This is a genomic window from Paraburkholderia sp. RCC_158 (assembly GCF_041355255.1).
GTDB lineage: Bacteria > Pseudomonadota > Gammaproteobacteria > Burkholderiales > Burkholderiaceae > Paraburkholderia > Paraburkholderia graminis.
The window spans coordinates 186,264-199,843 of sequence record NZ_JBFUPM010000011.1 but is presented as its reverse complement, the minus strand read 5'-3'; the positions used below and the strand labels follow the sequence as shown (position 1 = coordinate 199,843).

11 protein-coding genes are annotated in these 13,580 nt (G+C 63.2%); 8 read left to right on the top strand and 3 right to left on the bottom strand.

Features of this window, described 5'->3' with window-relative positions:
• Positions 1 to 97: 97 nt before the first annotated feature.
• The 5 genes from AB6809_RS21970 (at position 98) to AB6809_RS21950 (ending at position 7,334) form a co-directional block, all read left to right on the top strand.
• Positions 98 to 3,715, top strand: coding sequence for a response regulator (locus AB6809_RS21970; RefSeq protein ID WP_371027153.1), 3,618 nt, complete (start codon positions 98 to 100; stop codon positions 3,713 to 3,715).
• 37 nt (positions 3,716 to 3,752) lie between these two features.
• Positions 3,753 to 4,598, top strand: coding sequence for a CheR family methyltransferase (locus AB6809_RS21965; RefSeq protein WP_029970541.1), 846 nt, complete (start codon positions 3,753 to 3,755; stop codon positions 4,596 to 4,598).
• A 10-nt stretch (positions 4,599 to 4,608) separates the two neighbouring features.
• Positions 4,609 to 5,235, top strand: a complete 627-nt coding sequence (locus AB6809_RS21960; RefSeq protein ID WP_029970542.1) for a chemotaxis protein CheB — start codon at positions 4,609 to 4,611, stop codon at positions 5,233 to 5,235.
• A gap of 9 nt (positions 5,236 to 5,244) precedes the next feature.
• On the top strand, positions 5,245 to 6,369 hold the full coding sequence (locus tag AB6809_RS21955; protein WP_371027152.1) for a response regulator: 1,125 nt from the start codon (positions 5,245 to 5,247) through the stop codon (positions 6,367 to 6,369).
• 155 nt (positions 6,370 to 6,524) lie between these two features.
• On the top strand, positions 6,525 to 7,334 hold the full coding sequence (locus AB6809_RS21950) for a helix-turn-helix transcriptional regulator (RefSeq protein WP_371027151.1): 810 nt from the start codon (positions 6,525 to 6,527) through the stop codon (positions 7,332 to 7,334).
• A 42-nt stretch (positions 7,335 to 7,376) separates the two neighbouring features.
• On the opposite strand, the gene AB6809_RS21945 is transcribed toward AB6809_RS21950, so the two are convergent.
• Entirely contained in the window at positions 7,377 to 8,318 is a 942-nt protein-coding gene (locus AB6809_RS21945; protein WP_371027150.1) for a LysR family transcriptional regulator, read from the bottom strand.
• A gap of 174 nt (positions 8,319 to 8,492) precedes the next feature.
• Here AB6809_RS21945 and AB6809_RS21940 point away from each other — a divergent pair, with 174 nt between their 5' ends.
• The 3 genes from AB6809_RS21940 (at position 8,493) to AB6809_RS21930 (ending at position 11,533) form a co-directional block, all read left to right on the top strand.
• Positions 8,493 to 9,692, top strand: a complete 1,200-nt coding sequence (locus tag AB6809_RS21940; protein ID WP_371027149.1) for an aromatic amino acid transaminase — start codon at positions 8,493 to 8,495, stop codon at positions 9,690 to 9,692.
• 70 nt (positions 9,693 to 9,762) lie between these two features.
• Entirely contained in the window at positions 9,763 to 10,554 is a 792-nt protein-coding gene (locus AB6809_RS21935) for a class II aldolase/adducin family protein (protein ID WP_053859161.1), read from the top strand.
• A 4-nt stretch (positions 10,555 to 10,558) separates the two neighbouring features.
• Positions 10,559 to 11,533, top strand: a complete 975-nt coding sequence (locus tag AB6809_RS21930; RefSeq protein WP_107709856.1) for a 2-dehydropantoate 2-reductase — start codon at positions 10,559 to 10,561, stop codon at positions 11,531 to 11,533.
• An 85-nt stretch (positions 11,534 to 11,618) separates the two neighbouring features.
• Here the strand turns inward: AB6809_RS21930 and AB6809_RS21925 are convergent, their stop codons facing one another.
• Positions 11,619 to 11,819 carry a hypothetical protein gene (locus AB6809_RS21925; protein ID WP_029970550.1) on the bottom strand — a complete coding sequence of 67 codons (201 nt, stop codon included), beginning with the start codon at positions 11,817 to 11,819 and terminating at the stop codon, positions 11,619 to 11,621.
• The gene (locus AB6809_RS21920; protein ID WP_371027148.1) at positions 11,816 to 13,564 is read right to left on the bottom strand and encodes an FAD-dependent oxidoreductase; all 1,749 of its coding nucleotides are present in this window, start codon (positions 13,562 to 13,564) and stop codon (positions 11,816 to 11,818) included. Before AB6809_RS21920 ends, AB6809_RS21925 begins: the two co-directional genes overlap by 4 nt.
• Positions 13,565 to 13,580 lie beyond the last annotated feature (16 nt).

Sequence of the window (13,580 nt, the reverse complement as noted above, 5' to 3'; positions counted from 1 at the left end):
TGTATGATTAAGCGTTTGCATAGCCACGCATGAATCTCGCCGGAGCCCTGAAAAATATTCCGGATCGCAATGATCCGCCTTGTTGAATATAGAAAAAATGACCGCATCCCAGGCTGTCGACGAACACTACTTTCGCGGCATCATTCGCCGCAACATCGCGTTGCCCTTGCTAGTCGGACTGATCACGATAGCCGTGTTCGTCGGGCTCATTGCTTACCTTGTTTCCACCACGAGTCTGGCCGAGCATTCGGAGCGCGTGATTGGCAAGGCGAACCAGATGCTGCGTCTCGCAGTAGACCGCGAATCGTCGATGCGCGGTTTTCTCATCACCGGCGACGAGCATTTTCTCGCGCAATACGAAAACGGCGGACCGCAGTTCAAGGCGCAAATGGACGAATTGCAGGCACTCGTCGCCGACAACCCGCCGCAAGTCGAAAAGCTCAAACAGGTCGCCGCGATTCAGGAACGCTGGAACCGCGTCGCCGAAGACATGATCGATGCACGGCGCAGAATGCGCGACGTCGCGAGTATTGTGGCGAGCGGTCGCGGCAAGATGGAATTCGACGAGATACGTAAAGAGTTCGACGACTTTCTCGCCGTCGAATTGCGCCTGCGCCAGGAGCGCAGCGAAGCGTCGCGGCGCGTCACTGGAATACTGGTGAGCGTCTTCCTGCTCTTTAGCATTGGCGTGAACGGTCTGCTTGCGTGGCTGGGCCGCCGTGAACTGCTGAACCTCGCCGGCATCTACGACAAGGCTTTGCGCCAGCAGGAGGAGCAGACGGAAGTACTGGAAAAACAGGTGTGGTTGCGCTCGGGGCAGCGCCTGCTTGCCGAGCGAGTAGTGGGCCAGGCCACGCCGCAACTCGTCGGCCGCGCGATGCTCGATTGCCTCGCGCAATACCTGGATGCGGCGGTCGGCGCGCTCTATGTGCGCGACAAGCGGCAAGGCACGCTGCGCCGCATCGCAACTTACGGCTTTAGCCGCGAAAGCGAGCAGGCGAGCGCGCGCGACCTGGGCGAAGCCGACACGCTGATCGGCGAGGCAGCGCTCTCGCGTCGCATTGTCGTGTTGCATGAGGTGCCCGAGAACTACATACAGGTCGTCTCGGCAACGGGAAAAAGCACGCCGAAGAATCTCATCATCGCGCCGGTCGCGAGCGAGGGCGAGGTCAACGGCGTGGTCGAATTGGGCTTTATTCGGCCACTCGCGCCGCGCGACCAGGAGTTTATCGAAGTCGTCAGCAACAGCATGGGCGACTTTATCGAGGCCGCGCTTTATCGGGAGCGCTTGCAGGATGCGCTAATCGAAACGCAACAGTTGAACGAAGAGTTGCAGGTTCAGCAGGAAGAACTGCGCGTGTCGAATGAAGGCCTCGAAGAGCGCGGCCGCGCGCTGCTCGAATCGCAAACGCGTCTCGAAGCGCAACAAGCGGAACTCGAACAGACCAACGTGCAACTCGAGGAATACGCGAACCGGCTCGAGCGGCAGAAAGCGGACCTGTTGCGCGCGCAGGACGATCTTGCGGCAAACGCGGAGCGTCTCGAACAGTCGAGCCGCTACAAGTCCGAGTTCCTCGCGAACATGTCGCATGAGTTGCGCACGCCGCTAAACAGTTCGCTGATTCTTGCCAAGCTGCTGCAACAGAACCGCACCGGTAATCTGACCGAAGAGCAGGTGCGTTACGCGGAAACGATCCACGCATCGAATAGCGACTTGCTGGTGTTGATCAACGACATCCTCGATCTTTCGAAGGTGGAGGCGGGGCAAGTGAACGTCGAACTGGAGACAGTTTCCATCGACGCAACGCTGCAATCGCTCGAAGAACTCTTCAAGCCATTGGCGGGCGCGAAGCACCTGAGTCTCGTATTCGACCGCTTGCCGGGCGTGCCGGATACGATGGTCAGCGACGGCCAGCGTGTCACGCAGATCCTGCGCAATCTGCTGTCGAATGCGGTCAAGTTCACGGCGCATGGCGAGGTCGCGCTGTCGGTCGCGCCGGCGGACGACGACATGCTGCGTATCGACGTGCGCGATTCCGGCATCGGCATTCCCGCCGACAAACTCGAGATGATTTTCGAAGCGTTCCAGCAGGCCGATGGATCGACGAGTCGGCAGTACGGCGGCAGCGGCCTCGGTCTGTCTATTTCGCGTGAATTCGCGCGCTTGCTGGGCGGCCGCATCACCGTTGCAAGCGAAGTGGGCAAGGGCAGCGTGTTCACGTTGTGGCTGCCGCTCGATGGCCGCGCGGCGCTCGCTGCGGGCAACGAAAGCGCGCTTGCGGGCTCGGCTGTGCAAACGCTCGCGAGTGCGACCGCGTCGAACGGCAACACGCAAGACGCGCTGCTCGCGCGTGCAGCATGGAGCGACGCAGCGCCCGCGGTGATCTCGCCCGCCAACGGATTGATGCCGGCAATGTCGGCGAACGGGGCGAATGGTGCAGGCGCCAGCGCCGCGCAGGGCAGCGCACCGGAGGGCGGCTCTACGTCCATCGCGTCCATCGCTTCCATCGCCGACGACCGCGACAACCGCACGCGCACGGGCCGTCTGATCGTCGCGATCGAAGACGATCTCGCGTTTGCTGAAATCCTGCGCGATCTCGTGCACGAACTCGACTTCGACTTCGTGCATGCGAGCAACGCGGCAAGCGGCCTCGCGCTCGTGCGCGACATGCGCCCCGCCGCGGTGCTGCTCGACGTGGGCTTGCCGGACCGTTCAGGACTGACCGTGCTCGAATGGCTGAAGAACGATCCGCTGACGCGTCATATTCCGATTCATATCGTGTCGGCGACCGATCACGCGGATAAGGCGCTGCATCTCGGCGCAATCGGCTACACGCTCAAGCCGACCGCGCGCTCGACGATGGAAGCCGCGATCCGCCGCCTCGAAGCGCGCTTGCAGCAGCAACTGAAACGCGTACTGGTGATCGAAGACGATGCGCCGATGCGAGAAAGCATCCGCGCGCTGCTGCAAAGCGAAAACACCGAGATCGTTGCCGTTGCAACGTTGTCGGAGGCGCTGCAGTGTCTCGAGAAGTCGTCGTTCGACTGCGTGGTGACCGACCTCGCGCTGCCGGACGGCACCGGCTACGATTTGCTGGAGCGCCTCGCGGCAAACGCCGAGCATGCCGCGCTGCCGGTGATCGTCTACACGGGGCGCATGCTGTCGGACGAAGAAGAGCACCGTCTGCGCCGCTACTCGAAATCCATCATCATCAAGGGTGCGAAGTCGCCCGAGCGCCTGCTCGACGAAGTCACGCTGTTCCTGCACAGCGTGGAGTCGTCGCTTGCGCCCGAGCAGCAGCGCATGCTGCGCACGGTGCGGCAGCGCGACAATGCATTCGAAGGGCGCACGATCCTGCTTGCCGAAGACGACGTGCGGAATATCTTTGCGCTTTCGCATGTGATCGAGCCGCTCGGCGCGAAGCTGCAAATCGCGCGCAATGGCCGCGAAGCACTCGAAGCGTTGGAAAACGGCCCTGAAGCAGACCTGATCCTGATGGACATCATGATGCCCGAGATGGACGGCTTGACCGCGATGGGCGAGATACGGCGCAATCCGCGTTTCGCGCATCTGCCGATCATTGCGCTGACGGCGAAGGCCATGGCGAACGATCGTCTGCGTTGCCTCGAAGCCGGCGCGGACGACTACGTGTCCAAGCCGATCGACGTGGACAAGCTCGTTGCGCTGTGCCGCGTATGGCTGCGCCAGCGCTAGCCGCAAACGGATCAGCATAGCGACACGGAAAGAACGAATGAGCCACCCAGAATTCGACGCACGGCAACGCATGAGCGATTTCGACATCGAGCTGAAATTGCTGCTGGAGGCTATTTACCTGAAGTACCAGCACGATTTTCGCCACTACGCGATGTCGTCGCTGCGCCGCCGCCTGTCGCAGGCACTCGATGAGTTCGGGCTCGGCACGCTGTCGCAATTGCAGGACCGCATCATGCGCGACGGCGAGCAGTTTTCGCGGCTGTTCCAGTATCTCACCGTGCAGGTCAGCGATATGTTTCGCGATCCTGCCTATTTTCTCGCGCTGCGTGAACATGTGTTGCCGCGTCTTCGCACGTATCCGTCGATCAAGGTGTGGGTAGCCGGCTGCAGCACGGGAGAAGAGTTATGGTCGCTGAAGATTCTCTTCGACGAAGAGGGCTTGACCGAACGCACGCTGTTCTATGCGACCGACATCAACCCCGACGCGCTCGCGCGCGCCGAAGCCGGCATTTACGCGCTGGACCGCATTCAGGGCTTCACGCAGAACTATCTCGCGGCGGGCGGCACGCGCTCGCTGTCGGACTACTACCACGCGGCGTATAGCGGCGCGCGTTTTGCCGGCTCGCTCAAAGGCCGCGTGGTGTTCGCCGACCACAGTCTGTCCACCGACGAAGTCTTTCTCGAAGCGCACCTCGTCTCATGCCGCAACGTGCTGATCTATTTCGATCGCGGCTTGCAGGACCGCGCGTTGGGGCTATTCGAAAACGCGCTGGTACGGCGCGGTTTTCTCGGCCTCGGCAGCAAGGAGACCTTGCGGTTTTCCCGTCATTACGAAGCCTTCGACGAATTCCGTCCAGGCGAGCGTATTTACCAGAAGCGCTGAGACCAACGTGATGCCGCGCTCAATCACTCAACCTGACGTCGACGCAGTGCGTGACGCACGAGATGCGCGCGCGTGCGAACTCGTCGTGATCGGCGGTTCGGCAGGCGGCATGGAGGTCATCAACCTGCTGCTCGCCGCGCTGCCGGCGAGCTTTGCACCCGCTGTGATGATCGTCATGCATCTGCCGCCCGACCCGCCGAGCTATCTCGTGCATGCGTTGGCGCACCGTTGCGGGTTGCCCGTGATCGAACCGGACGCGGGCGAGCAGATCATGCCGGGCCGCGTGCATGTCGCGCCGCCCGGCTATCACATGCTGGTCGAAGTGGACCGGACCGTTGCGCTTTCAACCGATGCGGCCGTGCGTTTCTCGCGGCCTTCCATCGACGTGCTGTTCGAGTCCGCGGCCGACGTGTATCGCGAGCATTTGCTGGCGCTGCTGCTCTCCGGTGCGAACGACGACGGCGTGAATGGCTTGCAGCGCGTGCGTGCGTTGGGCGGCGTCGCGTGGGTGCAGGACCCGGCCACCGCGATGTCGTCCGAGATGCCGCGCACCGCGATTGAACGCGGCGCGGCCGACTACATCTATTCTCCCGAAACCATGGCCCGGCGGCTCGCAGCATGGCCGGCCTCTCTTTGACCCGATGCCATGTCGAACTCACCCGTCAATATTCTTATCGTCGACGACATCGCCCACAACATCACCGCGCTCAAGGCGTTGCTGACGCGTCCCGATGTGGCCGTGCTGGTGGCCGACTCGGGCACGGCCGCGCTCGATCTGCTGCTCAAGCACGAGGTGGCGCTCGCGATTCTCGACGTCAACATGCCCGGCATGAACGGCTTCGAACTGGCGGCGCTGATGCGCGGCAGTCCTCGAACGTCGCATGTGCCGATCATCTTCCTGACCGCCACCGCGCAGGATGCGTCGCGCACGTTTCGCGGCTACGAAGCGGGCGCTGTGGACTTTCTCTACAAGCCGTTCGATCCGCGCATTCTGCAATCGAAGGTGGATGTATTCGTCCAGCTCGAACAGCAAAAGCGCCAGCTTGCCGCGCAGCTCGTCACCACGCGTCAGATGCTGGAAGCCAACGAGATGCTAATGGCCGTGCTGAGTCACGATCTGCGCACGCCGCTTGGCGCGGTGCTTGCGTCGGCGGAATATCTGATGCGAACCGCAGCCGACCAGCAATCGGCAACGGTCGCGGCGCGCGTCAAAAACAGTTCGCTGCGCATGGCGCGGATGGTCGATCAGTTGCTTAACCTCGCGCGTCTGCAAGGCGGACGTCTGCCGTTGCAGCCTCGTTCGATCGAACTGGCAACGCTATGCCGGTCGGTGATCGACGAATTCGCTTCGCGCGAGAACGGCAAGCGCATCCTGTTCACGAGCCGCGGCAATACGGCGGGCGCGTGGGATACGGATCTCGTGTGGCAGGCGGTGTCCAATCTCGTCAGCAATGCGCTGCACCACGGCGCGGCAGGCGACGTGAGCGTCGAGGTGGACGGCGAAGCGGCGGATTTCGTGCGTCTGAAAGTGGCCAATCGCGGCGTGATTCCACCGGAGGTTTTTCCGCATCTCTTCAAGGCGTTCGGGCCGAACAACAACGGCTCGCGTTCGCGCGAGGGACTGGGTCTCGGCTTGCATATCGTCCATGAAATCGCGCGGATGCACGGCGGCACGGTCGACGTGAAATCGGATGAAACCGGCGGCACGGTGTTCACGATCGAGTTGCCGCGAATGGTCACGCTGCAACGCGGGTCGTTTTCGGGGAGGTGATCGGGACGAACTGCGCGCGACGAACTGCGCGCGACGAACCGCGCAGTGCTTTTGCCGCGACGGCATGCGCTATGAACACCGCTGCCGACGCACGCCGCGACGCGCTGTGCTACGCTTGACGCACCCCATCCATGCCGCGCGAGCCCGAAGCCATCATGCGTTCCTGGCGCATTTCCCCGCCTCACCGAAACGAACAGATCAGCACCGCGCGCGCGGCCGATCTGGTCATGTCGATTTCGCACGGCGACGCCGACGCGCTCGCCGCCAGCATGCTGAGAACGGTCGGCGACGTCATGCCGGTTTCGCAGTGCACCGTATTTGCGTATGAATTCGACGCACGGCCGCGCACCATTTCCGCCGCCGACCACCGCGGCGGGCGCTTTCTCCGCGACGTCGCGAATCGCTATGCCGCGCATTTTTATGCACTCGACGGCAACCGCGCGATTGTCGATAACCCGCACTCGCGCGACGCGCTCGTCTTGCATCAGCAGCAAAGCGACGAGATCGAGAACGAAGCGTATCGCGCGGCATGTTACGCGCAGCCCAATGTGTCGGATCGCCTATCGTTGCTCGTGCAACCGATGGAAAGCGTGTGGCTGTCGATCAACCTGTATCGCGATCGCGCTTACGGCGTCTTCGAGACGAGCGAGTTGCAGCGAGTCGAAAGCCTCGCGCAACTCTTCGCGCAGGCGGCAAAAACGCATTACGCGCTGCATACGCAGCATGAAGAGAGTCCGGCGGCAACCATGCTCGCACGCGTCAGACGAATCTGCCCGGCGCTCACCCCGCGCGAACTCGACGTGCTGCGCGGCACGCTCGAAGGCGCGAGCGCCGTTGAGATCGCGGAACGAATGGGCGTGAAGCCCGCGAGCGTCGTCACTTATCAGAAGCGCGCTTACGCGCGGCTCGGTATTTCGGGGCAGCGGCAACTGTTTGCGCTATGCGTGACGCCGCAGCGCGGCTGATTTCCCGCTTAAACCACGCTTCAACCACGCCCCAACCGCGTTTCACCCGCGCTTCACCCGCGTATCCGCCTGCGTCTCACGATCCCAGCGCTTGAGCCACGGCAGCAAAAAATCCGCGAAGCCCGCTGCGGGCGGCGACAACGCGCGTTCGGTCGAGCGGTACAAACAGACCTCGCGGATCGTCTCCGGTTCGACAATCCGCTTCATCACCAGACCGAAGGTGCGTGCGAGCGGCGCCACGTAAGCCGGCGCGAGCGTCACGGCGAGGCCGCGCGATGCAATACCGATAGCGGTGGTCACGTTGTCCACCACGTCCGCGGGAACGATGCGCGCCTCGACGGGGAGATCGGCAAGCATCTGGTCGACCGCGCGTTCGTGATCGCGGCCGGTCGCGACGATAGGGACGTCGCGCAACTGCTGCCATTGAACACGTCTGCGCGCGGAGAGCGGATGCGACGGCGCGCACCACATCACCCACGGACTTGCGAACGCCGCGTCCCGGCGCACACGCGCACCGCTTGGCCTGTCCGGCCCGATTGCCAGATCGACGTCCGCGCTTTCCACGCGCTCGACCAGTTGCTCCACCACGGTATCGCAAATGCGCACGACGACCTTGGGCTTGTCGCGCGCGTAGTCGGCAATCGCCGCGGGTAACGCGGTGGACGCCAGCACCAGCGGCGCGCCGATCCGCACGATGCCGGCCGCGCGGTTGCGAATATCGTCGGCAGATTGCGCGGCGGCGCGCACGTGGCGCAGCACCGATTCCGCCGATGCGAGGAAATCCTGACCCGCGCTCGAGAGATTCACGCGCCGCGTGGTCCTGTCGAAAAGACGAAAGCCGAGTTCCGCTTCGAGTTCCGCGAGCAATTGGCTCACCGCGGACGAAGTCAGTCCCAGCCGTTCGGCCGCCGCGCCGATGCTGTGAAGATCGACAATGGCGAGAAACGCCTCGTATTGACGGATGGTGACGCGAGTAAGTGCCATGACGCGATTCTAAAGAAAAACTTACGAATCGTGCAAAATCGGTTGATTGTAGATTGCCGCGCGTTCATCGACACTTGTCCCAATCGACGGAAGCACACAAAGGCGCTTAGACTTTCCGCCTCGCCTCTGTGGACGTATGCGTGCGCCACGCCAGGCTCCCTTCAAGGAAATGCCATGTTCGACCATATTCCCGCCTATCCCGGCGACCCGATTCTCAGCCTGAACGAAGACTTCCAGCTCGATCCGCGCCCGAACAAGGTCAATCTGAGCATCGGCATTTATTTCGACGACGCCGGCAAACTGCCCGTCATGGACGCCGTGCGCCGCGCCGAAACCGCGTTGCTCGACGCAATCGGCCCGCGTTCGTACCTGCCGATGGCAGGCTTGCCGCTCTACCGCGAAGCCGCGCAGACGCTGGTTTTCGGCGCGAGCAGCGAAGCGCGCGCGGCGGGCCGCATCGCGACACTGCAAACCATTGGCGGCTCCGGCGCGCTGAAGGTCGGCGCCGATTTCCTGCGGCGCTATTTCCCGGCTTCGCAAATCTGGATCAGCGACCCGAGTTGGGAGAATCATCGCGTCGTGTTCGAGGGCGCGGGCCTAACCGTCAACACCTATCCGTATTACGACGAAGCGACAGGCGGCCTGCGTTTCGCCGATATGATCGAGACGATCGGCCGGCTCCCCGAGCGCAGTATCGTGCTGCTGCATGCGTGCTGCCACAATCCGACGGGCGTCGATCTGAGCAACGAGCAATGGGCTGAACTCGTGCCGGTATTGCAGCGTCGCAAGCTGATTGCGTTCGTCGATATGGCTTATCAGGGCTTCGGCGCGGGCCTCGAAGAAGACGCCGCTTGCGTGCGCATGCTCGCGGAAGCCGACATACCGTTGATCGCAGCCAATTCGTTTTCGAAGAATTTCTCGCTATACGGCGAGCGTTGCGGCGCATTGAGCGTCGTCTGCAAGAGCGCCGACGAAGCGGGCCGCGTGCTCGGCCAGTTGATGTCCACGGTGCGCGCGAACTACAGCAATCCGCCGACGCATGGCGCGCGTCTCGTCGCGAACGTGCTGTCCGATGCGTCGTTGCGCGCTTCGTGGGAAGCGGAACTCGCCACCATGCGCGAGCGCATTCTCGCGATGCGCGGCACGATTCACGCGGGACTCGCAGGCCGTGTCGATGAAGTGATGCGCGCGCGTTACGTCGCGCAGCGCGGCATGTTTACCTATACGGGCCTGAGCGAGAGCCAGGTCGAGCGCTTGCGCAGCGAACACGCGGTGTATGTGCTGCGCTCGGGCCGCATGTGCGTCGCTGGCCTGAATGCGCGCAACGCGGAGTACGTGGCGTCGTCGATTGCCGCGGTGGTCGCGGGCGCATAGCGACAGGCAGCGCAGCCAACGCGAACGAGCACGCAACGCGCACAGCCAACAGATAACCCTGGAGACGTCGATGACGACACTTGATATGCCACCGGCAAGCGCGCCGCAAAAAGCCGGCATGCATGCGGACGAATGGCAGGCACGCGTTCAACTGGCCGCGTGCTACCGCATCTTCGACATGCTCGGCTGGACCGAGATGATCTACAACCACATCACGTTGCGTGTGCCGGAGAGCGTGAGCGGCGGCGAGCGCCAGTTCCTCATCAATCCGTTTGGCTTGCACTACAGCGAAGTCACGGCGAGCAATCTGGTGAAGATCGACGCGCAAGGGCGCGTGCTCGACGGCTCGCGTTATCCGGTGAATCCCGCTGGTTTCGTCGTGCATGCGGCGATTCACGAAGGCGTGCCCGGCGCGCATTGCGTGATGCACACGCATACCACGGCGGGCGTCGCCGTCGCGTGTCTCGAAGACGGTTTGCAGCAGACCAACTTCTACACCGCGCAATTGCACGACCGCATCGCGTATCACGACTTCGAGGGCATCACCGTGCATGCGGAAGAGGGGCCGCGGCTCGTCGAACATATCGGCGACAGGCAGGCGGTGATTCTGCGCAATCACGGGCTGCTTGCATGGGGCCGCACGTTGCCGCAAACTTTCGCGGTTCTATGGACGCTCAACCGCGCCTGCGAGATTCAGATGGCGACGTTTTCGATGGGCAAGGCGCGGCCGGTTCCCGAAGACGTCGCGATTCGCTGCTCGCGCGACGCGTTGCAATTCGATCCCCGTCACGGCGCGGGACAGGACGTGTTCGATGCGCTCGTGCGGCGCGTCGAGCGCATCGATGCGAGTTACAAGGAATGAAGCGATGAAAGTAGCGATTTACGGCGCGGGCGCCATCGGCGGATGGATCGGCGTGAAGCTCGCGCAGGCGGGTCACGAGGTCGGCGTGGTGGCGCGTGGCGCGACGCGGGCCGCGTTGCGCGAGCAGGGCTTGCGGATGATCGAAGGCGGCAGCACGCAAACAGTCAACGTGCAAGCCGCGGAAGATCCTGTCGCGCTCGGCGTACAGGATCTCGTCGTGGTCGCGGTCAAAGGGCCGGCAATGGCCTCGGTGGCCGCGCACATCGCGCCGCTGCTCGGCGCGCAAACCGTCGTGCTGACCGCAATGAACGGTGTGCCGTGGTGGTTCTGCGACGGTCTGCATGGCGACTTCGTGGGCAAGCGGCTCAAGTCAATCGATCCCGACGGCGCAATCGCCGCCGCGATTCCAAGCGCGCAAACAGTGGGCTGCGTGGTGCACGCGAGTTGCCTCGTCGAGGCGCCGGGCGTGATCCGGCATCATCAAGGCAATGGGCTGATTATCGGCGAGGCTCTCGGGCGTCCGAGCGAACGCGTGAAGGCACTCGCCGAGACGCTGGCCGCGGCGGGTTTCAATGCGTCGGTGTCGGAGCAGATTCAGCGCGACGTCTGGTACAAGCTGTGGGGCAACATGACGATGAACCCGATCAGCGCGATCACGGGCGCCACCACCGACCGCATTCTCGGCGATGAACTGGCGCGCAACTTCGTCACGAGCATCATGCTCGAGGCGAAGGAAATCGGCGCGCGTTTCGGCATCCCGATCGATCAGGCGCCCGAGGACCGGCACGCGGTCACGCTGAAACTCGGCGCGATGAAAACGTCGATGCTGCAAGACGTGCAGGCGCGCAAGGCGGTCGAACTGGATGCACTCGTGAGCGCGGTCCGCGAACTCGGGCAATTGACCGGCGTGAAGACGCCTTATACGGATGCGCTGCTCGGTCTCGCGCGCTTGCATGCCAGCACGCTGGGTCTATATTGAACACAATGCCCCGTTAAAGCAGAAAGCCGCCGCGTGTTTTTCTCGCGGCGGCTTTTTTTATGCCTGTTTTATAGGGCTATTCCAACTAAACAGCCGTCGCCGTGACGGCTTCGGACCTTGGCAAGCGCGCCGCTTCGATCAAGGACACAGCCCGTTGTGCGTCGTCGAGTCCGGTGATGCACAGCAGCGCAAGGCGAGCGAGATACAGCGGAGCATCGGCTTCGCCTTCGGCGGTGAGCGTATGACAAAGCGCCGTATAGACGCGGTCGAGATCGCTATCGGTCATGACTGGCTCTCCTTGTTTTCGATGTTCAGTGCGGCCATCAGCGCGCGCTGCGTGGTGGCCGCGCTGCCTTCGCGCCAGCGCGCGAGCACATGGCCGTCGGGGCGGATCAGGTAGACGGTGCCCTTTGCCGCATCGAGCATTTGATGCAGACGGCCGGTGTGATCGATTGCGGTTATGCCGTTAGCGTTGGCCTCGTCGCTTGCATGAACCACGGTGATTACGTTGAACGGAATCGCGCGGCTCGCCAGGTCCTCTTGCATGTCCCGCCACGCGCTCTCTTGCGATGCATCGGCGGAAAAGCGCAGCGCGGTGAAGCAGGGCGCAAGCAGATCGGTGAGGTGCATGTCGAGCAGCTTGCCATCGCGAATGGACTTGAGGCGGCACTCCGGCAGCACACTGCCTGGCGCCGCGCCATTGGTGAACGGGTTCTCCGTTGCTTCAGCCGCCACGCGATTGAGCGGCGATTGCCCATAAGCAATCGGATGCGTTTGCCGCGGATTGATCAGCGGACGCACGGCGGCATGACGTTCGGCGAGGCCCAACACGGCGCTTCTCATCAGCTCGAACGCGAAGGTCGGCGGCGCCATGAATTCGGTGCTCTTCATGCCGTAGCTCAAATTTTCGCGCGCGGCGAACACGCGCTCGTCGCTATAGCTGTCGAGCAGGTCGGGCGACGCGATGCCGTTCACCACGCAGCCGAGTTTCCAGCCGAGATTGTCGGCGTCGTCGATACCCGAGTTCGCGCCGCGCACGCCGAAGATCGGCACCAGATGCGCGGCGTCGCCCGCGAACAGCACCGAGCCGTGGCGATAGCGTTCGAGCGTCAGCGCGTTGGCCTTGTAGACGGTGATCCAGATCGGCGACCATTCGCCTGTTTCGCCCATCGCGTCCAGCACGCTTTGCACGCGCGGCATCACGTTGCCGGGTTCGACGGCCGCCTGCGGGTCTTCGTCGTCGCGTAGCTGGTAGTCGATGCGCCACACGTTGTCCGGCTGCTTGTGCACGAGAACGGTCGAGCCGGGATTCGACGGCGGATCGAAATAGGCGAGCCGCTCGGTCGCGCGATCGCTGTGCAGTTCGATATCGACGATCACGTAGCGGCCTTCGTACGTCGTGCCGGTCAGTTTGAGTCCGAGCGCCTCGCGTATCGTGCTGCGTCCGCCATCGCACGCGACGACCCAGTCGGCTTCCATTTGCCACGCGGTGTCGCCGGTCTGCAGATCGAGCGTGGCGCCGCGCGAAGCGTCCGACGCAGCGCGTTGCCCGATTGCGGTCACACGCGTTTGCCAGCGAATCTCGATCAGGTCCGCGTGCCGCTCCAGTTCGTCGAGCAGGAACTGTTCGATCTGATACTGCGCGATGTTGATCATCGGCGGCAGCGATTGCTCGTCGTCCTGATGCATCGAAAAGCGGAACACCTCGGTATCGCGATAGAAGCTGCGGCCGCCCGTCCACGGCAGACCTTTTTGCAAGAAGCCTTCAACGGCGCCCAGGCGCTTGAGTATTTCGAGGCTGCGCCGCGAGATGCAAATGGCGCGGCTGCCCGTGCATACGCTGTCGTCGGCTTCGATCAGAACGGAGCGCACGCCCTGGCGGGCGAGCGCCAGCGCGAGCGTCATGCCGACCGGCCCGCCGCCGACAATCGCAACGGACCGTCGCACGGGATCGCGTCCGTCGACGAGTGGAGGCACCGCGCCCTCGTAACGGCGCGGCGAAAATGGATAGGGTTTGAAGCTGCGGCTCATGCGGGTCTCCTCGATG